Source organism: Paenibacillus sp. JNUCC32, assembly GCF_014863545.1.
In the GTDB taxonomy this organism is placed as follows: domain Bacteria; phylum Bacillota; class Bacilli; order Paenibacillales; family Paenibacillaceae; genus Paenibacillus_AQ; species Paenibacillus_AQ lautus_A.
On sequence record NZ_CP062260.1, the window covers coordinates 3,132,951 to 3,157,978 of the forward strand.

General features: G+C 53.4%; 20 protein-coding genes. 8 read left to right on the forward strand and 12 right to left on the reverse strand.

From position 1 onward, the window contains the following. Nucleotides 1-256 precede the first annotated feature (256 nt). From JNUCC32_RS13960 to leuC, 10 genes are all read right to left on the reverse strand, one after another. On the reverse strand, nucleotides 257-3,898 hold the full coding sequence (locus JNUCC32_RS13960; RefSeq protein ID WP_192572444.1) for a dynamin family protein: 3,642 nt from the start codon (nucleotides 3,896-3,898) through the stop codon (nucleotides 257-259). A gap of 204 nt (nucleotides 3,899-4,102) precedes the next feature. Continuing rightward, nucleotides 4,103-4,384, reverse strand: a complete 282-nt coding sequence (locus tag JNUCC32_RS13965; protein WP_015734596.1) for a hypothetical protein — start codon at nucleotides 4,382-4,384, stop codon at nucleotides 4,103-4,105. A 258-nt stretch (nucleotides 4,385-4,642) separates the two neighbouring features. Then, entirely contained in the window at nucleotides 4,643-5,314 is a 672-nt protein-coding gene (gene nth / locus JNUCC32_RS13970; RefSeq protein WP_009595169.1) for an endonuclease III, read from the reverse strand. Between the two features lie 85 nt (nucleotides 5,315-5,399). After that, the gene (locus tag JNUCC32_RS13975) at nucleotides 5,400-8,129 is read right to left on the reverse strand and encodes an S-layer homology domain-containing protein (protein WP_192572445.1); all 2,730 of its coding nucleotides are present in this window, start codon (nucleotides 8,127-8,129) and stop codon (nucleotides 5,400-5,402) included. A gap of 78 nt (nucleotides 8,130-8,207) precedes the next feature. Beyond that, the gene (locus tag JNUCC32_RS13980) at nucleotides 8,208-8,810 is read right to left on the reverse strand and encodes a GerMN domain-containing protein (RefSeq protein ID WP_192572446.1); all 603 of its coding nucleotides are present in this window, start codon (nucleotides 8,808-8,810) and stop codon (nucleotides 8,208-8,210) included. Nucleotides 8,811-8,848: 38 nt separating this feature from the next. Beyond that, the gene (locus JNUCC32_RS13985; RefSeq protein WP_096773317.1) at nucleotides 8,849-10,234 is read right to left on the reverse strand and encodes an N-acetylmuramoyl-L-alanine amidase family protein; all 1,386 of its coding nucleotides are present in this window, start codon (nucleotides 10,232-10,234) and stop codon (nucleotides 8,849-8,851) included. Between the two features lie 201 nt (nucleotides 10,235-10,435). Further along, entirely contained in the window at nucleotides 10,436-11,131 is a 696-nt protein-coding gene (locus JNUCC32_RS13990) for a GerMN domain-containing protein (RefSeq protein ID WP_096773316.1), read from the reverse strand. A 41-nt stretch (nucleotides 11,132-11,172) separates the two neighbouring features. Beyond that, entirely contained in the window at nucleotides 11,173-12,609 is a 1,437-nt protein-coding gene (locus tag JNUCC32_RS13995; protein ID WP_192572447.1) for an N-acetylmuramoyl-L-alanine amidase family protein, read from the reverse strand. Nucleotides 12,610-12,844: 235 nt separating this feature from the next. Beyond that, nucleotides 12,845-13,447, reverse strand: a complete 603-nt coding sequence (gene leuD / locus JNUCC32_RS14000; RefSeq protein ID WP_015734590.1) for a 3-isopropylmalate dehydratase small subunit — start codon at nucleotides 13,445-13,447, stop codon at nucleotides 12,845-12,847. Between the two features lie 20 nt (nucleotides 13,448-13,467). Then, nucleotides 13,468-14,892 carry a 3-isopropylmalate dehydratase large subunit gene (gene leuC, locus JNUCC32_RS14005; RefSeq protein ID WP_192572448.1) on the reverse strand — a complete coding sequence of 475 codons (1,425 nt, stop codon included), beginning with the start codon at nucleotides 14,890-14,892 and terminating at the stop codon, nucleotides 13,468-13,470. 184 nt (nucleotides 14,893-15,076) lie between these two features. On the opposite strand from leuC, the gene JNUCC32_RS14010 reads away from it, so the two are divergent. Next, complete coding sequence (locus tag JNUCC32_RS14010) at nucleotides 15,077-16,009, forward strand: LysR family transcriptional regulator (RefSeq protein ID WP_015734588.1); 933 nt, start codon at nucleotides 15,077-15,079, stop codon at nucleotides 16,007-16,009. 133 nt (nucleotides 16,010-16,142) lie between these two features. Here the strand turns inward: JNUCC32_RS14010 and JNUCC32_RS14015 are convergent, their stop codons facing one another. After that, entirely contained in the window at nucleotides 16,143-16,328 is a 186-nt protein-coding gene (locus tag JNUCC32_RS14015; protein WP_009595149.1) for a hypothetical protein, read from the reverse strand. A 91-nt stretch (nucleotides 16,329-16,419) separates the two neighbouring features. Next, entirely contained in the window at nucleotides 16,420-17,232 is an 813-nt protein-coding gene (locus JNUCC32_RS14020; RefSeq protein ID WP_192572449.1) for a carbon-nitrogen family hydrolase, read from the reverse strand. 255 nt (nucleotides 17,233-17,487) lie between these two features. Here JNUCC32_RS14020 and JNUCC32_RS14025 point away from each other — a divergent pair, with 255 nt between their 5' ends. From JNUCC32_RS14025 to JNUCC32_RS14055, 7 genes are all read left to right on the forward strand, one after another. Further along, complete coding sequence (locus tag JNUCC32_RS14025) at nucleotides 17,488-18,681, forward strand: pyridoxal phosphate-dependent aminotransferase (RefSeq protein WP_192572450.1); 1,194 nt, start codon at nucleotides 17,488-17,490, stop codon at nucleotides 18,679-18,681. 366 nt (nucleotides 18,682-19,047) lie between these two features. After that, entirely contained in the window at nucleotides 19,048-20,151 is a 1,104-nt protein-coding gene (gene proB / locus JNUCC32_RS14030; RefSeq protein ID WP_228468960.1) for a glutamate 5-kinase, read from the forward strand. Nucleotides 20,152-20,208: 57 nt separating this feature from the next. After that, nucleotides 20,209-21,456, forward strand: a complete 1,248-nt coding sequence (locus JNUCC32_RS14035) for a glutamate-5-semialdehyde dehydrogenase (protein ID WP_096773311.1) — start codon at nucleotides 20,209-20,211, stop codon at nucleotides 21,454-21,456. Between the two features lie 36 nt (nucleotides 21,457-21,492). Then, entirely contained in the window at nucleotides 21,493-22,362 is an 870-nt protein-coding gene (gene proC, locus JNUCC32_RS14040) for a pyrroline-5-carboxylate reductase (protein ID WP_015734583.1), read from the forward strand. Continuing rightward, nucleotides 22,359-23,573 carry a 2,3-diketo-5-methylthiopentyl-1-phosphate enolase gene (locus JNUCC32_RS14045; protein ID WP_192572452.1) on the forward strand — a complete coding sequence of 405 codons (1,215 nt, stop codon included), beginning with the start codon at nucleotides 22,359-22,361 and terminating at the stop codon, nucleotides 23,571-23,573. The genes proC and JNUCC32_RS14045 overlap by 4 nt, the downstream gene beginning before the upstream one ends. Further along, entirely contained in the window at nucleotides 23,570-24,250 is a 681-nt protein-coding gene (locus JNUCC32_RS14050; RefSeq protein ID WP_096773310.1) for a 2-hydroxy-3-keto-5-methylthiopentenyl-1-phosphate phosphatase, read from the forward strand. The genes JNUCC32_RS14045 and JNUCC32_RS14050 overlap by 4 nt, the downstream gene beginning before the upstream one ends. Continuing rightward, nucleotides 24,251-24,907, forward strand: coding sequence for a methylthioribulose 1-phosphate dehydratase (locus tag JNUCC32_RS14055; RefSeq protein WP_009595132.1), 657 nt, complete (start codon nucleotides 24,251-24,253; stop codon nucleotides 24,905-24,907). Nucleotides 24,908-25,028: the final 121 nt, after the last annotated feature.

A 25,028-nucleotide genomic window follows, 5' to 3' on the forward strand; every position in this document is an offset into this window, starting at 1 on the left:
AAAGGGTAATATCCTAAGCTGGTTTCATCCTATTCACGTTCGCTGCAGCGGATAAAAATATGCCATATCGTCCTATGCCGCTTTCATCAGGAGAGCGGTCCATCGATAATAATAGGACGAAAGACGCCCCGCCACGGATGGCATATGGGACGTCTTTCAAGGGTTCAACATGTGATTGGCGTTCATTCATGAAGTTCGCACCAGGCTGCTATTCTATTGCAACTCTTGCTTCATGCTAGACGGGAATGTTCCGTCTTTACTGCGCTGACTTTATCATGGCTTCCAAATCATCCGCCAGCTGACGCCACATCAACGGAGACTGGCCGTCCTGCAGCGAACCCAGTATGGCAGCCATGGATTCCTTCAGCTGTTCCTCCAATGCGGATACATGATGCTGCAGTGAACGTTCGCTCATTCGAACATAGTGGTCCGTCAGCTGCTCTTCCCGCAGGCCGACCACACCCGCAACGGCTTCCTTCACTTTCGGCTCAGCCGCTTCGCGCAGCTTGGAACTTCCGCCGCCCTCAAAGAAATGCTTGGGATTCTTAAAGGTCGACCAGAAGGTTAACCAATCGCCTTGGATTTGCAGCTCCGTTTCGTCCAGCTCCGGCGGTGCCCAGTCCGGATCCCGGCGTATGGCCAGTGACAGGCCCTCGGCCATGCCGTTGATATCGGCTGCGGCCTTAAATGCCGCGGCTTCGGTTAATTTGCGGCCGGCCGTCTCCAAACGAAGCGTGGTGGCCCATAGTTCCTGATCCAGCTCTACGGACATCGTTCGCATCAAATCACGTCCGCAAGCCGCAAATGCCGATTTCAAATGCCCTGCATCCTCCCGAAGCACGGAAGGATTAAACGACTCCTGGAAGAAACGGTTCATGGCATAATCCAGCCGCTGCCGCACGTGAAACAGCAGCTCGCTGCTTTCTTGACCGATGTCGCGTGCCATTTCCTGCTCCGCCAAAGCGTTAAGGCGGGCCATGGCTTGGTTTTGCACCTCTTCCAGCTCCCCGATTTTCCGCTTGCGCGTGGTCTCATCCTGAGCGGCCATTTCTGCCCACCCCCGGATACGGTCCCTCACAGAAGCGATCTCATCATAACCGGCACGCTGGGACAGCCTTGGCAGCTCTTCCACCGCAAATCGGCCCAGCGCTTCTTCGAAAACAGGGAATCCCGATGCCTGCAATTTCTCCTCGTCCCCTTGCCGCTTATTGTCCAGCGCAGCCAGACTGGAGACGGGGAAGATATGCGGGCTGCCTACGCCGCTGGCTGTAAGATTGGTGCGCACATGCTTCACCACCTCATTCAGCTCGTCTTCGGACTGAGCTAGATCAGCCGCATTGACGATAAAGAACATTTTATCCAAGGCAAAGCTGTCTTTGACCCGGCCCAGCTGGGACAGGAATTGCCGGTCCGCTTTGGAGAACGCATGGTTGTAATACGTTACGTAAACAATCGCATCCGCATTCTTAATATAGTTGAAGGTGACGCCGGTGTGCCGGGCATGCAGGGAATCCGCTCCCGGCGTATCCACCAGCACGATCCCTTGCTCCGTCATCGGACAGCTGTAATACAGATCGATCCCGTCGACAAAGCAGGATTTGGTTTCGTCCGCCACGTATCCCCGATATTCGGCCAATTCTACCGTTTCCGTGGTGCCGAGCCTGGACTCCATCTCATCCCAGCCGGAGGCGGCGGCCTTTAGGAACCCGTAATGCGGCAGGCCTGCCGGGTGAATTCCGGCCGGATTCAAACCTTCGGCCACGCTCCGCCAATTGGCCGGATTCGGTTCTTGGAGACCCAGCACGCCGAAGGAATACTTCAAATCGTCCCACCACATCTCGCGGCTCTTCATACGCACGTCTGCGGTACCATGTGATCTTCCTTCAGCCGGTGCCAATATGCGGTTCACCGCCGCCGTTGTCGGATGCGGCGATACCGGCAGGACCGACTCGCCAAGCAGTGCATTGGCGAAGGAGGACTTTCCGGCGCTGAACGCTCCGAACAGCGCCAGGGTGAACGAGCCGCCCGCAAGCGCATCCGCGCGGGCGGTCAGATCCCGCGCGGCCGACGCCAGCGCGGGGTGCGGCGCCAGCAGCGCCGCCGCTGCGCGCAGCTCGGCTGCCGCGGCCTCAAGCCGCTGGCGCCGCTGCGGTGCCGCCTGCGCAGCGGCGGCCCGGGGCGCCGTGCGCCCTTGCCCCGGCTGCGCCGCCGGGGCGCCGCCCTGGGCAGCCGCATGCGCGGGCTGCCCCTCCGGCTCCCTCACCTCCGGCAGGAGGCCGGGGGTGAGGGAGGTGCGCGGCGGGAGCAGCTCGGCCAGCTCGGCCGCGCGGGCGGCTTCCGCCTGCTGCAGGGCTGCGTAGCTGGCGGAAGCCGCGGATTGCGCCAGGAGCTCGGCGCCCTGGCGCTCCAGCTCCTGCAGACGGACGGCCGCAGCGTCCGTCAATGCCGCCTTCAGCCGGTCGGCAAGCACCAACACGGCCATGCGGTAGCTGCCCTTGATTTCCTCGGCCAGCTCCCGGTTATAGTTCAATACATATTCGCCCGACACCGTGGCTTCCGGATTCACGGTTCGCGTAATCATTTCCTCCCGCACGCCCGGAAGTTCGGCGTCCATCAAACGTTCCCATTCGGCATTCCATTCCGCATGCTGCTCGACGCTATTGCGGAACAGCGAACGCATATGCCAGTCGACCTGCGAAGAGGTCTGTTCCTCCAAACGATGATGGAAGGCCTCCAGACGGCGACGGCGCTCTTCCTCCGTCTTGCCGCCCGAGAAGAGGAACCCGACCTTAAAGCCGGATTTCCGGCTCTCCAGGAAAGACAGGCTTAAATCCCGAACATCCGCCGGCGTTAGATTGGCATTGGCCAGCAGCTTATCGGCTTCCTTGCGGAGTTCTGCGCGAACCGATTCCGGCAGCCCCGCTACGGTTCTCTTTTGTTCTTCCAGATCCTGCAAGCGCGCTTGCAGCGCCGCTGCGGCCTCCTCGCCGCCCATTTCCTCCAGCAGCCGTTCCTTCTCCTCCTGATGACTGCGGGTATAGGCTTCCACATGCTGATCCGCAGCATGACGAATGGAGCAGGAAACGCTATGGCGCAGCAGCGGCTCCTTCCGGGATATCAGTTCGCCGATCAAAGACTTCAGCGTCTCCCATTGGTTATAGGGATGGTCCTGCACTTTAAGCGAGGTGCATAACAACCCTTTGTACGTGATCTTCCACTGGGCGAACGCCTTCTTGACGTCGTTCAGGTAAGAGGACAGCGTCAACTCGTCATCACGATGCTTGTCGATCTGATTCACGATCAAATATAGCGGCTTCCCCCAATCCGACAGGCTCTTGGCAAACATCAGATTACTCTCCGACTGCACATGATTGTAATCCATGACGTAAAACACGATATCCGCCATATGCAGAGCGGAATGGGTCGCTAGCCGATGCCCGTCGTCGGTTGAGTCGACGCCGGGGGTATCCATCAATACTCCGTCCGCGCCAAGCAGCGGCACGTCATCCCACACTTCAATCGCGGAATACTCCCGGCCCTCCTTGCAGTATTCCGCAAGTTCGTCGATCGTTACCTTGATAGGCTCCCCATGGTCCGCGACAGTCCGGTGAATCAATGCCTGGGGCTCGCCGCTTCGAATCGTGACCACATTGGCACTCGTCGGCACCGGACCCGAGGGCAGCACCTTTTTGCCGCAAAGCGCATTGATCATGCTTGACTTCCCAGCTGAAAAATGACCGCAGAAGGCAAGCGTGAGCTCGCCGCCAGTACCCTTGCGTATCAAATCCTCGGTCAATGCGGAGGAAGACTCGTCATTCCAGTCCAAAAAACGGTCCCGGACTCTATTTAGTTCCGTCATGCTGTATCCGATTTCATCAGTCATCAACTTCAATGTCATTTCTCGCTCCTGTCCATTGATCTCTCCATCTCTGACACCATCTGTTCACATCATTTTATTTTATCACCGCTTGCGCCGTAAAGGAATCATTTCATGATCCGCCGTTTGTCCCGCTCTATGCAAAATGGCAGGCCAAGGAAGAATCGCTTCCTTGCCTGCCATGGGTTCAACATCTCATTTTTTAAAACATCAAATTTGAAGAACTTAAGATACGACGGTGTTCTCTTCTGCCGGAATCAAAATTTCGAACACGTTTCCGTGCTGCAAAATGGTTAAACCGCGAGACTTATCGCGCATCACGACCACTTCCGGCTTCTGAGACATACGCTCCAAATAATGCTCGGGAGCATCCCCGGAGTGGCTGAACGTCACGCCTTCCACTTCCTGCTCTTCATTCTCGCTCAGTTGGTTCTGGCTCTCCACCACATGTTCAAAAATATCCGAGAACAATTCAAAATTGTCGGTGTAAACAGAGATGCATTTCATGTGTAATCCCATCCTCTTTTAAATTTAGCTCCTGCTGATCCGGGGTGCATTCCTTTTTCACCTTGCGAATATCCGGCATTTCTATTCGGTCACAGTTGTTTCCAGATTTCCATTCGCCCATGCGGCCGAAATAGAAATCCGGAGACAAAGGCAAGCGCGCTGGCTTGCTTGCAATGATGCCCATTCGCCGGCTGTCAAAGTTCGGTGTTCTCCCGAATCAGATGAACTGTTTCTTTTTTTGTCTGTTTCTAGCTGGTGTTACGGTTGTTCCTTATTCTTCCTGACTGCTAAGGTTTTCATACGTTTCTTTCCTTCGCGGCAAACATCCAGCAGCGGGCATACCGGGCATTGCGGATTTTGAGCTTTACAGTGGTACCTTCCGAAAAAAATGATCCGATGATGCGTCATCGTCCATTCTTCACGCGGCACCCGCTTCATCAGCTTTTTCTCCACTTCCAGCACGGAATCTTTCCAAGCAGCCAGTCCAAGCCGTTTGGATACCCGCTCCACATGCGTATCCACCGCAATGGCAGGCACGCCAAAGGCGTTGGATACGACGACATTGGCCGTCTTGCGTCCAACCCCGGGCAATTTGACCAGCTCGTCATGAGCCTCCGGTACTTCCCCGCCATACTGTTCGATCAGAATCCTGCACAAGTTCTGAATATGTTTGGCCTTGTTCCGGTATAACCCGATCCGTCTGATATCCTGCTCAAGCTCCTCGATCGGTACCGATACGTAATCCAAAGGCGTTTTGTATTTCTGAAACAGATCCTTTGTTACTTTATTTACCGTTTCATCCGTGCACTGGGCGGACAGCAGCACGGCGATGGTCAGCTCAAACGCATTGCTGTGATTCAGTTCGCAATGTGCATCCGGAAACATGCTCTCCATCGTGTCCAAAATATGCCGCACCGTTGCCGCATTCATATGATTTCCCTCCCGCAAAAAAAAATCTTGATGCGGAAATCCCCGCATCAAGACGGTGTTTCTCGAGCAATCCCAGGTCGATAATTTACTGTTTTACGATCTCAACAACGACACCGTTGTTTAAGTACAGTACAATATTATCATTTTCCTTAAGGGATTGCACGGACAAAGTCGTGTCACCTTGATGAACAAATACTTTATCGGATAACGTAAATCGGTAATTATCGTTAATCGATTTGCGTTTCACTTGAATTTCGGTGTTGTTCGCCTGCCAGAACGCACGCTCGATCTTCTCCAGGACTTGGATGATCGTTACGCCTTGAATGTCTTTTCGAATCTCTACGCGATCTCCCTGCGTCAACGTGCTTAAGTTCGAAGCCGTCGAACCATTCTTGACGACCTTGACGCCGCCGCTTACGCCTAGGGTCTGGCTGTTGCCCGAATGATCCTTCACGGTCAATACATTGCCCGAAGCATCCAAGCTGGTGACTTCGCCAAGCGTCAATTTGACTTCCGCAACCGAAACAGCCGTTAAGCCTTGAAGTGTAATATTAACGAGAGTTCCGGGACGCAGGTCTGCAAGCAGGATTGCTTGTCCGCTATCGCCGGTCAATGTTGCTTTGTCCGTGTAAATGTCGCTTGTAGCGCCATTCGCTTTCACTCGAATGCGGTTTTTAGCTGGTTCGGTGAATACGACCTCGAACTGCGCGGATGTCTTGAGTTTCAGGCTCTGCAAGTAATCCTGGTTGGTCGACAGCTGCGCCGTAACCTCGTCGCCGACACGCACATCCGCCAGGGAAGCGTTCGATTTGCCGAAGATTTCTACAAGCAGCGTGCTGTTGTATGGAATTTCCTCCACTTTTCCGTTGGCGGCCACAATCGATATCACTTTCTTGGCTGTGTTAATACTGCTGATTTTACCTTCAACTTTATAAACCACTTCCAGTGAAAGCGCACGGGTGCCAATGAGCGATACGCTGACCTTGCGTCCTGCTCCGAGCAGCGGCTCCACTTTATCCAGCGTTGTTCCGTTGCTCGATTCCAGCTTCGTCTTATCGTCCAGGATGACGACGCGAGGCTGATTGTTAGCATCCTTGACGGTCAGCCAGTGCGTCTTCGCATCGTAATTGACGATGGTGACGGCATCCAGCTGTTCCATTTGACGGCCCGTTACTTCGATCTTCGTGATTTTTTCCTCGCCATTGATGGTCAGCGTCACTTGATCGCCGGACACGGCGTCAGCGAGCAAATCGGACAAAACGGGCTTCGCCACGCCACTCATAATAATTTCCGGCTTCTCTGCCAGAAACTTCGTTTCGAGCTGCGTGCTTCCGCTGCGCTTATACGTGATGGTTTTTCCGTTCTCTTCAACAGAATACAGCATCGCCTGTATCGTGCGGTCGACGCTTTGCGTGACCTCCACCGATTGAAGAATGCTGTTTTTTACCGTGAAATTCACGGCATAACCATTCTTCAGCTCCGCCGGTGACAGAATTTGATTCTGATAGCGAATGACGGTAGCATCGTCCCACGTGTACGTGTCCTCATAACCGGTGCTGTCCTTAAGGGTTACTCTTTTGTTCGCCGTGTCCACGTTTTGGACGACGCCCGCTCCCGTCTTGTTCACCAAGCCGCTCTTCACGCGGATCGACACGATTTTTTTCTGCGGGCTGTAGGTTTCGCGCTCAATGGTAAGCAAGCTGCCTGCAGCAAGCGTCTTCGGATCGATTTGGATACCGTTCTGGTCCAGGAAAACCGTGCTTGGCTCGTAACTCAGCTCTTCAAATGTACTGCCTGTATCAAGCCAAATCACGTTGTTCGGAGACAAACGGGCATAGGTGCGGTCAAACCGCTCCACCTGCTGGGTTGGATCCGTAATTTCCACGTAAGCAGCGGTTCCGTTATTCGCGACGACCACCGCTTGCGTGTAAGGATTGATGTCTGAAAACTGCAATCTTTTCTCCGAATCGGACGCAAAATAAGCCGTGGAAGAATCCAGCTTGAATGAGTTCAGCTTGCCGTCGGCATACAGCTCCAGCTTGCCGTTCTCAATCGAAGCGATGGAGCCTTTGTACTGATTCTCGTAATTCGTGGTAATGTACGCTTGAGCCCGGCTGAAGAACGTTGCAAGCTGGGCACGGGTAACCGCCCCTTGCGGATCGAATTTGTTTCCGTTCACACCTTTGGCAAGGCCCAGCTCAACCGCCACATTAACGTATCCCAAACGATCCGGGGATATCTTGGCGTTGTCCGCAAAGCCTGTCGCTTTATTTTTGGCGGCATTGGCCTCCGCGGTACGTCCAATGGAACGGACAAGCACTTCGGTTATCCATTCCCGGGATGCTTTCTGCGCGCCCCAGATGACTTTCTCGTCCGTGTATCCGGATTCTTTTTGCTTGTCGAGCAGGTTTTGCTGAAAAGCCAGTTCAACATACTTCGTAAAATAATCGTTCACTTTAACATTTGTCGGTAATGTCGCAGCGCCTCTGCTTAATTGATCCTGCATGCTTAAGAACCGGATCGCCATCGTCACAGCTTCCTGCTGCGTTACAGGATCGTTCGGACGAAACTTTCCGTTATTCCCGGTCACGATCCCCTGTGCTGCTAATTGATAAATGTACTTTTCTCCCCAATAACCGGCATTCACGTCGCTGAATACGTTAATGGCCGTTTGGGGTGCATTTGCCGTTGTCGCATTTGCTGCTTCTTCATCTGCCGAGACGATCGAAGCTCCGCCTCCGAATGCTATAAGTCCGGCCATGACGGCGGAGACCACTTTTTTGGAATGAACATGTTTGCTGTGTCTAAGTACCATTTTCTTTCCCCTCTCAATTACTACTGCTTCATCATATACTAATATTCGACAGCAGATCGTGATCTCCTTCAACCATCATTACCGAGTCATTGGATTTTCTAAATCGACATGCCCCATCAACGATTCGGTCTGCTGACCATCGACCAGAATTTGAAGTGATTTTACTTCGTCAAACTGGAAGAACGTTTTCTTGATGGCATCGACGGCAAACGACTCGCCGCCTGCACCCAAGTTGGCTTCGTCAGGGACCGTCACGTCGAGCGTCAGAGCGCCGTTCTCGAATTTCAACGAATTCAGCTCGATTTTCTCCCATAGGGGAACCATGTCGGCCTTATCGCTCTTTCGCAATGCTTGATATGCGGCTTCGTATTTTTCCTGATCTTCCTTATACGAGATCTCTGCCGAGCCTTCAACCAGCTCCATCAAATCCGGGTCCGTATAGTAAGCTTTAATGCTCTCCGTTTTGGATTCCGGCGCTGTCGCTTCATTGCCGCCGTTCCCTGTTGACGTGCCCCCCGAACCGTTCGATGTTCCCCCATTGCTCTGTCCTGTCTGATCATCAGGTGCAGGTGTCACTTGCTCCGGCGTATCGTCCGGTGCTGCTCCGGGTTTCTGTCCGCAACCGGCACCAATCAGCATAACGGCTGCCAAAAGTCCGACTGCCCAAATTTTTTTATTCAAAATAGCCACCTCCTGCAATCACGATCACTGTCGTATCGTTAATCAACCTTCAAATAATTTTTGATGCCTCTGACAATTGCCTCGGCTACCCGATCCTGCGTTGCCGGATCAAACAGCTTGCTCTCATCGGTCTTGTTGCTCAGGAACCCGACTTCCAGCAGGGCGCCAGGCATCTTGGTCTCGCGAATAACATGGAAGTTGCCGTATCTCACTCCGCGGTCTTTTAAACCCATGGCCTTCACGATTTCTTTATGAAGGGCATTCGCCAGCGCTTTGTCAGATTCATTGTAATAATACGTTTCGGTTCCGCTTGCAGTGGATGGGCCGCTATTAGCATGTATCGATATGAAAACATCAGCCTTCAGATCATTCGCAATCTTCGCGCGATCCTTCAGCTCGAGGAAAGTATCGTTACTGCGAGTCAAAACGACTTCGATATTTTTTTCTTTGGCCAACAACTTCTCAACTTTCAGCGCCATCGCGAGGTTGAAATCCTTCTCCCTCTTCTTCGTTACCCCGATCGCTCCCGGATCATGATCTCCATGACCCGCATCAATGACCACGAGTTTCTTTCCGCCCGTACCGGGTTCCGGCGCAGGGTTAGAGGTCGTGTTGAGATCCACAATGAACAGGCCCGATCCGTTCTCAAGGCCTGATACGGTGTAGTTCTTGGCATAGTTCAGATCAATGACGATCCGCACGGTCATCGGGTTGCTGTTATACAGGGAGTAACGGACGGCTTTGACGTCCGGGTAACCCGACACCGTCATCTGGCCGCTCTTCGTCACGTCATCGAAATCGGCGTTGCTGCTGAACGTCTCGGAGAAATTCGTGTTCGCCATATCAATGACGATACGGTCCGGACTGCTGAGCTTCGATACCTTTGGCTTCGCATTGCCCGTAACGGCGACCATCAGCCTGTTTTCGCTGAAGCTGAGGCCGTCCACGGTCGACGTAGCGACGCCGGGTTCTTCGCCAGGGTTACTGCCATCGTAAGACGAGGTAAGATAGACTGCCTTCTGCGTGTTATCCCATCTTACTTGAAGGCCCATTTGCTCACTTACAAAGCGAATCGGAACGAGGGTCGTTCCGCCTCGAAGAACAGGCGCCTTCGTCATTAGAACACGCTGACCGTTTATGTCGGCATACTGACTTCCAATCACCATCGTCACTTTTTGCCAGGCGTCTTCAACCGTTACCGTCTTCGCTGCCTTGTTCCAATTCACGTTAAAACCGAGATTTTCGGAAATGACGCGGATCGGGACCATGACGGTACCGTTGTTGTTCTCCACCTTCACGCCAGATGACAGATTGATTTGTTGACCATCCAGGTAAATCCTTGCGCTGTACGAACTCGCATCCGCCATTTTAGGAAACGCAATCATGATGACAACGAGAAACATTAAAAAACCGAACTTCTTCATCCTTCACCCCTACCATCCTATTATTTTGCCATAGATTGGCGTTTCTGCACTCGGCCTGTCCGACATTACCTGACAACCTATAGACGCTTAGACTCACTGAAAGTTGCGAAATTGTTCCCTATTTACCAAAAAAACACCTATTTCGACAAGCGAAATAGGTGTTTAGTCCTTCATATGAAATTCAGAATTAGTTCCTTTGTTCTATTTTCGAGTCATAGGATGCTCCAGCTCAACATGCCCCATTAAACTCTCAATCTGATTACCGTCTACAAGCAATTCCAAGGACTTCACTTCATCGAACTGGAAGAACGTTTTTTGCAAGGCATCAATCGCAAACATTTCCCCTCCAGCTCCAAGATTCGCCTCTGCCGGCTTGGTGATATCCAGCGTCAATGCTCCGTTGTCGAACTTAAGTGATTTCAGCGTGATTTTATCCGACCATAATGGATTCAATTCTGCATCTCCGCTCTTTTGAAGACCTTCAAAAGCTTTCTTATATTTATCCTCTTCGCCCGAGTACGTGATCTCTTTGCTGGCTTCTTTCAAATCCATGATCTCCGGGTCCGTATAATAGAGTTTAATATTCGCTTTCTTCGCTTGATCCTCCGCAGCGTTCACGTCCTTCGTATCGACTGGCGTACCCGTACTTCCAGCGGATGTTTTCTCCGGCGGCGTGCTTGTTCCTTCGCTCGCGTTCACGGTAGTTGCTTCGGCTTCGCCCTGCTTCTGATCATCCGCCGCCTTGTCATCGCCCGGTTCGTCCTGCGGCGTCTGTACTTGTCCAGCTTCAGTATCCGGGCCCGTCTCGGCGGGGGCCGCAGTCGGCTTCTGTCCGCAGCCGGCACTAAATGCAAGCAGAAGCGCCAGCAATCCGGTCATCCAATATTTTTTGTTCATGGCTTGTGTCCCCCTCTAAGTTACATCAAATCTTGTACACATTATTGTACTTTAAGATATTCTTTAATACCCTCTACAATACCTTGTGCAACACGATTTTGGAAATCGTCTTTAAACAACTGGGCTTCGTCACCCTTGTTGCTCAAAAAGCCAATCTCGAGCAGGACAGCCGGCATCGTCGTTTCCCTCGTAACATGAAGGCTACCGTATTTAACTCCACGATCTTTGAGACCTGTCGCTTTTGCAAGATGTTTATGGATCACATCCGCCAATGACTTGCTGGAATCTCTCGTATAATACGTTTCCGTACCGCTGGGACTGCTGGACGCGTTGCTGTTTCCATGAATAGACACGAAAATATCTGCTTTTAAATTATTTGCGATTTTCACGCGATCGCTGAGCTCAAGATGTGAATCGTCGCTGCGAGTCATCACTACATTGATATTCTTTTCTTTTTTGAGCAGTGCTTCAACCTTAAGGGAAATATCCAAATTAAATGATTTCTCCGTTTTTCCCGTAAGGCTGATCGACCCCGGCTTGATACCACCGTGACCGGGATCAATGACAACCGTTTTCTTGCCATTCCCGGTAACCGGCGGCACCGGCGGTACGAGAATTTCGCCCTCTGCGTTCAGATCAACGATGATGATGCCCGATTCCTGGGTCACCGCAAAATCCTTAGGTCCAGTCAAATCCAATACGATACGCACGGTTGGCGGGTTGTCGCTGAACACGGCATATCGAATATTCGTAACGTCGGAATAATCCGCAGCTTCCATACTGCCGCCGTTCTGCGCGTTCACGGCATGTCCGCTTAGGAATGAAGCAGAGTAGACGGTGTCCGGAAGATCGATAACAATCCGGTCAGGCCCCGTCATGCTGAACACTTTCGGCGTCACAGCGCCTTCCGTTGCAATCATGAGACGGTTATCGCTAAAGCTGAGCCCCGTCAATGAACCCTTATTTCCAGATTCCGCAGGCGGAGGCGTCTGACTGCCCGGATTGGTTCCTTCACCTGGATCAATCTCGGCTCCGGTTGTAGGCAGCGCGGCGCTTGAAAGGTACACCGCCTTCGATTGGTTGTCCCATTTCACGTCAAGCCCCATCTGCTCGCTTACAAAACGGAGGGGCACAAGCGTGGTCGGTCCATTCAAGACAGGCGCCAAATTCAGATCGACCTGGGCCCCGTTCAGCTCGGCCTGCTGGCTGCCGACCACCATGCGGACCGTCTTCTCGCTGTTTTCAACGGTTACGGTTTGGCTGGCCTTCTCCCAGCCCACCTTGAAACCGAGATTCTCGGATACCACGCGTATCGGAATCATCACATTGCCCTTCATGTTGGCGACCTGGACGCCCGAAGACAAATTCAATGGTTCCCCGTCAAGAAATATGGTCGCACTTGAAGAACTGGCCTCGCCGCTCTTCGGAAACGCCAGCAAGAAGACTATCAACACCATTACAAACCCTAACTTCTTCATGAATCCACCTCGATCATCCCATGATTGAATTTGAAAAGCAAATCTAGCAAAAAAACTTAAACTATGTAAATCAGTATTCCCGTATGCATGCTTCCGGACAAATACTGACATCAAACGTAGATCTATCTTGGCTGCTTCTGCATATTAATTCCATAATACCAAAAAAAACTTCCATTTCCTACACAGGAAATGGAAGTTTAATAATCTTGTAAACTTTTGAAGCCTGATTGCGAAATTAGGCGAACAAGCGCTCCCCATGTTTTTTCTCGTAAGCATCGATTGCACTTTCATGCTGCAGCGTCAAACCGATATCGTCCAATCCTTGAAGCAGGAATTGACGGCGGTGCTCGTCGAGGTCAAAGTCGATGTGCAATCCCTGATCATCGGTAATCGTTTTGTTCTCCAGATCCACGTTCAGTTTATAGCCTTCGTTCGATTCCGTCCGCTGGAACAGCTCTTCGACCTGCTCCTCCGACAATTTGATCGGCAGAATTCCGTTCTTGAAGCAGTTGTTGTAGAAAATATCAGCAAACGATGGAGCGATGACCACGCGGAACCCGTAGTCGAGAATCGCCCAAGGCGCATGCTCGCGGGAAGATCCGCAGCCAAAGTTGGCACGCGAGATCAGGATGGTCGAACCCTGGTAGCGAGGCTGGTTCAGCGAGAAGCTGTCGATGTTGCCTCCCTCTTCATCAAACCGCCACTCGTAAAACAGAAACTGTCCAAATCCCGTGCGTTCAATCCGTTTCAAAAACTGTTTAGGAATAATTGCGTCCGTATCTACATTCACCCGGTCGACAGGTGCGACAATACCGTTTAATTTCGTAAATGCTTGCATAAACTTCTCCTCCGTCCTTCTTAGCTCACAACTTCTTCGGCTGCAAAGTTCCAATCACGTACATCCACGAAGCGTCCTTTAACCGCAGCTGCCGCTGCCATTGCCGGCGATACGAGATGCGTTCTGCCCCCGCGGCCCTGGCGACCTTCGAAGTTCCGGTTGGATGTGGAAGCGCAGCGCTGTCCAGGCTTCAGTACATCCGGATTCATCGCAAGGCACATACTGCAGCCTGCTTCGCGCCATTCGAAACCTGCCTCGACGAAAATTTTGTCGAGCCCTTCTTTTTCGGCCTGAATCTTCACTCGGCCCGATCCCGGAACGACGATGGCGGTCACATTGCTGGACACTTTATGTCCCTTCGCTACAGCTGCTGCTGCCCGCAAATCCTCGATGCGTCCATTCGTGCAAGAACCGATGAAGACATAGTCGATCGGAATCTCGGACATCGGAGTCCCTGGCACAAGCGCCATGTATTCCAGCGCCTTCTCCGCTGCCTTGCGCTCGTTCTCGGTCTTGAAGTCTGCAGGGTTAGGAACCGTCGAGGAAATGTCGGTACCCATTCCCGGGCTCGTTCCCCAGGTTACTTGAGGGATCAGCGTTTCCACGTCGAATTCAACCACCACGTCGAACTCGGCGCCTTCGTCTGTCACAAGCTCTTTCCAAGCTGCTACAGCGGCATCAAAAGCTTCGCCCTGCGGAACATATTGACGTCCGCGCAAATATTCAAACGTCGTTTCATCCGGAGCGATCATGCCCGCTCTGGCTCCGCCTTCAATGGACATGTTGCACACCGTCATACGCTCTTCCATCGACAACTCGCGGATGGCTTCGCCCGTATATTCGATGACATAGCCTGTTGCAAAATCGGTTCCGTACTTCGCAATGACGCCAAGGATCATGTCCTTCGCCGTTACGCCCGGATTGCGGCGGCCAACAAAACGAACTTCCATGGTTTTCGCTTTAGCCTGCTGCAAACATTGGGTTGCCAGGACGTGCTCAACCTCGCTCGTACCGATACCGAACGCCAGCGCACCGAATGCGCCGTGAGTGGATGTGTGGCTGTCGCCGCACACAATCGTTTTGCCGGGATGCGTCAAGCCAAGTTCAGGGCCCATAACGTGCACTACGCCTTGGTCAATCGTGTCCAGATCATACAGGGTAACGCCAAAATCCTGACAGTTCTTGGTCAGGGTGTCGATTTGCTGCTTCGAAATCGGATCCGTGATGTTAAAACGGTCTTTCGTTGGTACGTTGTGATCCATCGTGGCGAAGGTAAGTTCCGGGCGGCGAACTTTGCGGCCGCTGAGACGCAGACCTTCGAATGCCTGAGGGGAAGTCACCTCGTGGACCAAATGCAGGTCGATATACAAAATACTCGGCTTGCCTTCTTCCTGATGAATCACGTGGTTATCCCAAATTTTTTCGAACATTGTCTTCTTACTCATCATAATCACCCCATTGTTCTTTACGTCCATGAGAAGATAATTGCTTGAGTCCCTTATCCCTATTGGGAAGGCCTGCAACGCATCACCTTTACGTTGATAGTAATATATCATTTCCTTCTTCATTGTTCCAAGATATAATATCTATAGATGTAATAGGATTCAGCTATAACGGAGTGATGCTTACATGGAATTGAGACAACTGCAATATACGCTGCAAATCGCGGCGGACAAAAACTTTTCGCGCGCCGCGGAGAAGCTTCATATCGCCCAGCCTTCCCTGAGCCAGCAGCTCTCCAAGCTGGAGAAAGAGCTCGGGGTGCTGCTGTTCCAGCGCAATACGAGCAACGTCGAGCTTACCCATGCCGGTGCCAGCTTTGTCGAGCATGCGCAGAAGATCATGGACGCCGTCGAGCAGCTGAAACAGGAGATGTCGGACATCTCTCAACTACGCAAGGGGAAAGTCGTCGTCGGCAGCATGCCGATAACCGGCTCTCATCTGCTGCCCCGAGTTTTGCCTGCTTTCAAAAAAGGATATCCGGATATCGAAATCACCCTTTTGGAGGACTCCTCCATGAATCTGGAGAAGCTGACGGCCAGCGGCAAGGCGGATCTCAGCCTGCTTGCGCTGCCCCTGGCGGAGCCGTCCCTGTCCTGGATTCCGATCGGCGAGGAAATGATCGATTTGGCGGTTCCTCCCCAGCACCCGCTTGCGCTGCGGGCGGCCTCCGATCCCGTACGCCCCATTACGATCGACGAAATCCGGAACGAAGCGTTTGTCGTGCTCAAGAAGGGTCAGGGCTTCCGGAAGCTAACCTTCGATATATGCCGGGAGGCCGGCTTCGAGCCGAACGTTGTATTCGAGAGCAGCAACATCGAGACCCTCCAGTCTCTGGTCGCTACCGGGATGGGGATCACGCTGGTTCCCCGGTTCATTGCCCGTGCGAAACGCAGCGAGTTTATTCCGGTATATCTGCCGCTCGCGGATCCGGTGCCGAGCCGCACGCTGGTCGTCGCTTACCGAAACGGCCGGTATTTGTCCAAAGCGGCGGATGCGTTCATCGACACGTTCAAGCAGGTCATGGACAAGCTTGTGGTAGAAGGCGTTCAAGATAAATAATCGCAAATGGATGCAGTTTAAAACGAATAATAAGCAAAGAGGCACAGCCATCGTCGAACGACAAACGGCTGTGCCTCTTTTTCTTTTTTACCTGAAAGCCAAAAGATTACCCATGATCATCATAAACCGAACCCTATTTGCGCAAATTATGCTGGTCGATCATTCGGTTCTGTTCGTCCGCGGTACGGGACTGATCCTGAATCGATTCGTTTTTCCCGTTCCCGCCTCCGGCTACGCTCTCAACAAAATTGCGGAACTGCTCTTTCTGTTCTTGTTCCTGTTCATTGTTTCGGCTGTCGAATTGGTTGTTCTCTGCCATGATTCAAAGCCTCCTCTCAGACGGATTACCCATAGTATACCCGCCGCTGCCCAGATGAAACTTCATATTGGAGGTTTGGATCTTACATGTTCTATTGGACATACAAATGAGGCCGACGGTCCTCAAAAACCGGTATGCGTCCTCTCACTTCATCCGTGAGCTTGCAATCCAGCATGCCTGTCACGATCGTTTCCCGCTCATCCCCTTCGGCGATGATCTCGCCCCATGGGTCAATGATCAAGGAATGACCGAAAAAGTCCGTTTCGCCGCTGGTTCCTACGCGATTGCAGGCAACGACATACATTTGGTTCTCGATCGCCCTGGCGATGAGCAGCGTTCTCCAATGATGCAGCCTCGGATGGGGCCATTCCGCAGGCACGAACAGCACTTGAGCGCCGCTGAGCGCGAGGGTGCGGGACAATTCCGGGAACCGGATATCGTAACAGATCGACGCGCCCGCCTTCATTTCTTCCAGATCAAAGGTTACGGTATGCTGTCCGGCTTGCAGGAACTTCTCTTCGTCCATCAGGCGGAACAAATGGATTTTGGAATATTTGGCGATCTGCTCCCCGTTCCGGTTAAATACGTACATGCTGTTATAAATCCGGTCTTCGATCCGTTCGGCTACGGAACCGCCGACGACTTGGATGCGGTGCTTTCGAGCAAACTCGCTCAGCATCGAAGAGGTTTCTTGCCCCATAGGGTCGGCGAGCTCTTGGATCCGGTCCAGCGCATATCCGGTGTTCCACATCTCCGGCAGCACGATCACGTCCGGCTTATGGTTCGCCGCTGCCGCCTTCTCCATCATGGCGAGCATGTTATCCATGTTGGCCTGGACGTTGCCTATTTCAATGTCAGCTTGAATAAGTGCGATATGAAGCTGAGCCTTTGTTTCTCCAGTCATCTTGCAGCCTCCCGTTGTTTGAGTTGAATCCAAGGGCGGCCTCCATGCGATCATGAAACGCATGGGCCGGCTCTTCTTCCAGGATTCAACCTTCTCTTATATGTCATCATCATAGCCTCTCCAGCGCCGCTGCTGCAACACCCTAGCCCCATTTCCCTCTATACACCCCTGATAAATCGTGTTAAATTAATCCTAATTGTTTTCCATTATAGACGTATTTAGAGTGTAATCAGATAACGGAGTGATGAACCTGCAATGAACAAAAAGCCAGACGTTTTCCACATAGAGCCGGCCGAGATCATGGCCCAGCTGCCTACGCAATTTTTCGCGACCCTGGTCTCCAAGGTAAACCGCCAAGTGTCTCAAGGGCATGATGTAATCAATCTCGGGCAGGGAAATCCCGATCAGCCCACGCCGCCTCATATCGTATCGAGCCTAAAGGATGCGGCCGACAATCCGCAGTTTCACAAATATTCGCCTTTTACCGGCTTTTCCTTTCTGAAGGAAGCCATCGCGCATCGATACAAGGAGGACTATAACGTCGATCTGGATCCGGAAACGGAAGTCGCCATTCTGTTCGGGGGAAAAACCGGGCTGGTGCAGCTGCCGCAAATCCTCCTGAATCCAGGGGATGTCTGTCTTGTCCCGGACCCGGGTTACCCGGATTACTGGTCAGGCGTTGCTCTCGCCCGCGCGCAAATGAAGTTCATGCCGTTAACCGCAGATAACCGCTTCCTTCCCGACTATGGCGCTATATCGCCTGCAGACCGGGAAAAAGCGAAGCTGATGTTCCTGAATTACCCGAACAACCCGACATCCGCCGTCGCTCCTTTATCCTTCTACGAGGATACGGTGGCATTCGCCGCCGAACACGGGATCGTGGTAGCCAGTGACTTTGCATATGGGGCGATCGGTTTTGACGGAGACCGTCCGGTCAGCTTCCTGCAAGCGGAAGGCGCCAAGGAGGTGGGCGTGGAATTCTACACCCTCTCCAAAACTTACAATATGGCAGGATGGCGCGTCGGCTTCGCCCTGGGGAACCGAAACATCATCTCGCTGATCAATATGCTGCAGGACCATATCTATGTCAGCCTGTTCGGCGGCATCCAAGCGGCTGCTGCTGCGGCTCTCACCTCGTCGCAGGACTGCGTCGACCAACTGGTGTCGCGCTACCAGTCGAGAAGGGATGCCTTCTTCGGCGCCCTGTCCGAAATCGGGTGGCAGGCCCCGAAACCGGCCGGGTCCTTCTTTAGCTGGCTGCCCGTGCCGAAGGGATACACCTCGGTATCCTTTGCCGACTTGCTGCTGGAGGAGGCCAAGGTGGCCGTCGCGCCTGGTGTAGGCTTTGGGGATCACGGCGAGGGGTATGTCCGCGTCGGCCTGTTAAGCAGCGAGGAACGAATGCGGGAAGCCGCCTACCGGATCGGCAAGCTGAACCTGTTCGTCTAACCTAATTCCTTTTGAAAAATCAAAAACGATGTGCTATTCTTGCAATAACAATCGAATGCAGTTTCCCAAACGCAAAGACGGGACCAGTACGAAAGCATGCGGCACGATGATCAGAGAGCAAATTCCATGGGCTGAAAGAATTTGCCGTGACCCCTTTCCGAATCCTACCCCCGAGCGGCCTGGCTTGCCAGGACAGCGCCTTCTGTTACAGGGCCAAAGCCGGATGAGCTGCGCTCATCAATAAAGGTGGTACCGCGGAAGTCCAACTTTCGTCCTTTCTCATACAGGACGAAAGTTTTTTTATTTTCAGGGAAATGGATTCGTAACAGCCGTTCCTACCATCATAAATACAAGGAAGTGATCACGATGCTCTCGCGCATCGTCGTAAAGATTGGAAGCAGCTCCCTAACGACAGACGAAGGCGGACTTAATCTGGATTCGGTCGCGTTTTTTGCCGGGGAACTTGCCGGGCTCCGCGAGGCCGGCCATGAAGTTCTCCTCGTGACCTCCGGAGCCGTCGCAGCAGGGTTTAGGGAGATCGGGTACGAGACGAGGCCCAAGCTGCTCCATGAGAAGCAAGCATCCGCTGCATTGGGCCAAGCGCTGCTCATGCGGGCTTACCAGAATGCGCTGGCCTCCCATCAACTGAAAGCGGCCCAGATTCTGTTGACGAGAATGGACTTTGCGAACCGCAAACGCATGAACAACGCCAGCATGACGATTACGGAGCTTTTGAAGCAAGGCGTCATCCCCATCATTAACGAGAACGACACGGTTTCGATTGACGAGCTGAAATTCGGCGATAACGATACGTTATCCGCACTAGTCGCCAACCTGGTCCGTGCTCAGCAATTAATCATCCTGACCGATACGGACGGCTTATACACGGCCGATCCGCGCAAGTCGCCGGATGCCAAGAAATACGAGGAAATTCATGACATTACCGATGAAATTTACAGCATGGCGGGAGGGGCCGGCTCCAGCGTCGGAACCGGCGGCATGCGCTCGAAAATCGATGCCGCCAAAATCGCCACCCGCGGCGGCGTTCCCGTATTCATCGGCAAAGCCAACGAGCCCGGCGATCTGGTGAAAGCATTGGGGCACAGCGGCAAAGGTACGTATTTTGCCACTCACCTGTCGGCCCTGCCTGTGAAAAAGCAATGGCTCGGCTTTATGTCCTCGCCGCTGGGTCGGATCGTAGTCGATCCCGGTGCCGAGAAGGCGCTGATCCACGGGGGGCACAGCCTCCTTCCCGTTGGCGTTAAACGGATCGAAGGCAGTTTCCATGCAGGCGATGTGGTGGAAGTCGTCAATATGGACAACGTAAGGCTCGGCAGAGGCATCGTCAATTACGACGAGGACCAGCTGCAGGCCGTGCTCGGATTGCCGAGCAGCCAAGTCATCGGTATTATCGGCGAAATCCATCGGCTCGAGGTTATTCACCGCGATGAATGGATTACGTTAAAATAGTCCGTATCGCATTCCGAAGTTATTTCTTTTAATCACCTATACGAAGGAGGAATCATTATGAGTGAGGTACGCAATAAAGCTCAGCTCGCCAAGCAGGCTGCATTTCGTCTTGGCAGACTGAGCACGGAGGAGAAAAACCAGGCGCTGCTGATCATGGCCGACGCCCTGATCCAGCGGACGGCAGATATCATGGAAGCCAACGCAGAGGATCTTCGGCGCGGGAAGGAGCTTGGCACCTCTGCTTCCCTGCTGGATCGGCTGGCACTGAACGAAGCCAGAATCGAGGGCATTGCCGAAGGGTTGCGCCAAATCGTGGAGCTGCCGGACCCGATCGGCGACACCTTGGAAACGATCGATCGTCCGAACGGACTGAACATCGTGAAGAAACGTGTTCCCCTTGGCGTGATCGGCATCATATATGAAGCACGTCCCAATGTGACGGTCGATGCCGCCGGGCTGTGCTTGAAGACGGGCAATGCGGTCGTCCTGCGGGGCGGATCATCCGCCCTCTCCTCCAACCGCAAAATCATCGAAGTGCTTCACGAAGCTATGGAACGCACTGCGCTGCCTAAAGAAGCGCTTCAGCTTATCGAGGACCCGAACCGCTCCTCCGTGGATGAAATGCTGAAACTGAACGGACTGCTGGATGTCATCATCCCGCGCGGCGGCAGCTCCCTGATCCAGAACGTCGTGATGAACGCCACCGTGCCGGTCATCGAAACCGGGGCGGGCATATGCCATACGTACCTGGACGCATCGGCACGGCCGGACATGGCCGCCGCCATCAGCATCAATGCCAAGGTGCAGCGTCCTTCGGTCTGCAATTCCATGGAAACCCTGCTCGTCCATGCGGAGTATGCCAAATCGCACCTGACTTCGCTGGCCGAAGTTTTCCGTGAGCGTAACGTCGAGCTGCGCGGATGCGAGCGAACCCTGGAATATATTCCTTGGGCTGCCGTCGCAACGTCCGAGGATTACGCGACAGAGTATAACGACTATATTTTGAACATTAAAATCGTGGACCGCTTGGATGAAGCCATCGAGCACATTTCGGTATATGGCACGAAGCATTCCGAATGCATCGTAACGGAGAACGAGGATCATGCGGAGCGTTTCCTGCAGGAAGTAGACGCAGCGGCTGTCTATCATAACGCTTCGACCCGCTTCACCGACGGCTTTGAATTCGGCTTCGGCGCCGAAATCGGGATCAGCACCCAGAAGCTGCATGCCCGGGGACCTATGGGGTTACCCGCGCTTACTTCCTCCAAATATGTTATTATCGGTAGTGGTCAAATACGCGAATAAATCATTCATCCCAAGCCTTGAAGGAGGAACAAAACGATGTGCCAATCCCCGCAGAACCGACCTTTAATAGATAAAGCAATCACCTTCTACGGCGCAGGCTCGATGGCCGAAGCGATCGTACGAGGATTAGTGAGCCGTTCTGTCGTGCTTCCCGAGAATATTACGATGCTGAACCGTAGCAACGCCCAGCGCCTTCTGGAACTGAGCGAACGGTACGGCGTCCAGATCAACAACGACGAGGCCGCCAAAATCGAAATTTTGAAAACCTCGCCGGTGATCGTGCTGGCCATGAAACCGAAGGATGCCGCCAAAGCGCTGAAAGAACTGGGACCCAAGCTCTCCAGCGACCAATTGATCATCTCCGTGATCGCTGGACTTTCGATTTATACGACGCAGACGCTGCTGGGAAACCAGCAGCCCATCGCTAGAACGATGCCGAATACATCCGCTTCGATCGGGCTTGGTTCCACGGGCATTGCGTTCTCGAAGGAAATCAGCGAAGAACAGCGTCAGCTCGTGCTGACTTTGTTCGAGGCAGTTGGCCACGTGACGGTCATCGAAGAAGAGAAGATGGACATCCTGACCGGGATATCCGGCAGCGGCCCGGCTTACTTCTATTACATGATGGAAGCCATGACCGCAGCGGGAATCCGCGGCGGCCTGACGCCGGAGCAAAGCCGCGAGCTGACGCTTCAAACCATTTTGGGTGCCGCCCGCATGGTCCAGCAGACCGGGGAACAGCCGTCGTCGCTGCGCGCGAAGATTACATCGCCGAACGGATCGACGCAAGCTGCCCTGGAAACGCTCGACAAAGGCGATTTCTTCGAAACGGTCATTGCCGCCGTAAACCGCTGCGCTGAGCGCTCCAAAGAAATGGGCGCCATGCTGAAGGAGCAGATCTCATGAGCCGCTGTATTGCAACGTACCGAATTTATGACGACCAGGCGGATTTCCGTAAGAAAGCGACCTCCATCGCCGTTGGCATGACGGTTGGCAGCTGGACCGAGCTGCCGCAGGCCAAACGCGAAGCCATGCAGAAACATCTTGGCGAGGTCGTTGACATTCAGGTTCACGAGGGCTGGGAGCCGGGCAGCCGTTATGCGGATGTCAGCATCGCTTACCCGGACATCAATTTTAGCCGGGATATTCCTGCCCTGCTGGTGACCGTGTTCGGCAAAATCTCCATGGACGGGCGCATCAAGCTGACGTCCCTGGATCTGTCTCCCGACTTCCTGAGTGCATTTCCCGGACCGAAGCATGGCATCGACGGCATCCGAAGCCTTCTCGGCGTCCATGACCGTCCGCTGCTCATGAGCATCTTCAAATCGGTGATCGGACTGAATGCGGACGAGCTCAGAGCCCAATTTATCCGCCAGGCGCTCGGCGGCGTGGATCTGATCAAGGATGACGAAATCCTGTTCGAGAACGACCTCACCCCGATTGAAAAACGGGTCAGCATGTGCATTCAGGCCGCTGCGGACGTCGAACAGCAGACGGGCAAAAAACTGCTGTACGCGGCCAATTTGACCGGCCGTACATCGCAGCTGCGCGAGCAAGCATTGCGCGCGATCGATGCAGGCGCCAATGCCCTGCTCTTCAATGTGCTGTCCTACGGGTATGACGTCCTGCAAGAGCTGAGCAGCGATCCGGAGATTACGGTACCCATCGCGGCTCACCCAGCGCTTGCCGGCGCCATCTATCCTTCTCCGCACTATGGGATTGCGGCACCTGTGCTGCTCGGCCAGCTGATGCGGATCGCCGGAGCCGATCTGGTGCTCTTCCCTTCTCCTTACGGCTCCGTCACGATGCCGAGGGAAGAGAATCTCGCCATTCGCGACGAGCTGCATAGCGCTAAGCTTGGCGTGAAGCGAAGCATGCCGGTACCGTCCGCGGGAATTCATCCGGGACTCGTTCCGCGCATCATCCGGGATTTCGGCACCGATGTGGTCGTTAACGCAGGCGGCGGAATCCACGGTCATCCGATGGGAACCGAAGCGGGCGGCAAAGCCTTTGTACAGGCGATTGAGGCAACGATGAAATCCGTGCCGCTTGCCCACTATGCCGAAGAGCACGAAGAACTGAAAGCCGCACTGGACATCTGGGGAGGAGAAGCATGACATCAGGAGCAAAACAGCCGATTATTTTTTGCGATTTCGACGGAACGATCACGAACAACGATAACATCGTTGCCATCATGAAACACTTCAAACCGGAAGGCTTCGAGCCGATCATGCAGGATACGGTTGACCGCACCATTTCAATTCGGGAAGGCGTTGGCCGCATGTTCGCGCTCTTCCCTTCCTCCATGAGAGAAGAAATTACCGAGTATGTGCTGAGCCATGCCGGGATACGGGAAGGCTTCGCAGCGTTCCTTGACTATTTGAAATCCGAGCAGATCGAGTTCTATGTCACAAGCGGCGGCATCGATTTCTTTGTCGATCCTCTGCTGAAGCCCTTTGGCATTCCGGCGGACCATATCTTCTGCAACGGAGCCGATTTCGAAGGGGATCGCATTGAGATTACCTGGCCGCATCCTTGCAAGGAATCCTGCCATAACGACTGCGGCATGTGCAAGGTTACGGTGATGGACCGTTTTCCAGCCGACCGATATTACCGGATTCTCATCGGTGATAGCCTTACCGATTTTGAAGGCGCCAAGCAGGCCGACCTGGTCTATTCCCGCTCCACGCTCACCGAGCAGTGCAAGAAGCTTGGCGTGTTTCATGTACCATTCGAGACATTTACCGATATTCAGAACGACATGAAAGACAAGTTTACGCAGGAGGTGCTGTAAGTGGCATTTTCAGATATCCAGCTCGAACAGAAGCAGGCTGCGCTGCAGGAACTTAGAGGAATCAAGGAACTGTTTGCATCCAGAAACTGGTTCCCGGGTACCAGCGGCAATCTTTCCGTCCGTGTTGGCGAATTCCATCCGGAGCAGTTTTATTTTGCCGTCACGGCCAGCGGAAAAGACAAATCCGTACATACGCCGGAGGATTATCTCTTTGTGGACCAGAACGGTGTCCCTTGCGAAGCAACCGGCTTAAAGCCCAGCGCGGAAACTTTAATCCACTGTGAAATCTACCGGAAAACCGGCTGCGGCGCCATTTTCCATGTGCACACCATCGACAACAACCTGATCAGCGATTGGTATGGTGAACAAGGTTACGTGCCTGCCCAAGGAATCGAGCTGATCAAAGCCTTTAACATTTGGGAAGAGGACGCGGCGATCCGCATTCCGATCCTGCCGAACTATGCGGACATTCCGCGGATTGCAGAGCTCGTTCCCGGCGCGCTCGATCCGGCGGTACCCGGCATTTTGCTGCGTAACCACGGCATCTATGCCTGGGGCAAAAATGCGTTCGAAGCCAAAAAACATCTGGAGGCCTTTGAGTTTATATTCGAATATTCCTACCGCCGTTTGCTTCTGAATGCAGCCGGTTCCAAGTGATTTTAGCCTTGCGGGGATTGAGCTTAATCAGCCGGATATCCCGCGCGACAGGTCCTGGCACCCTGAAATCCGAACGCTTCGGTTCGGGGTGCATCCGGCTTATCCTTCCAGAGGAGTGTGT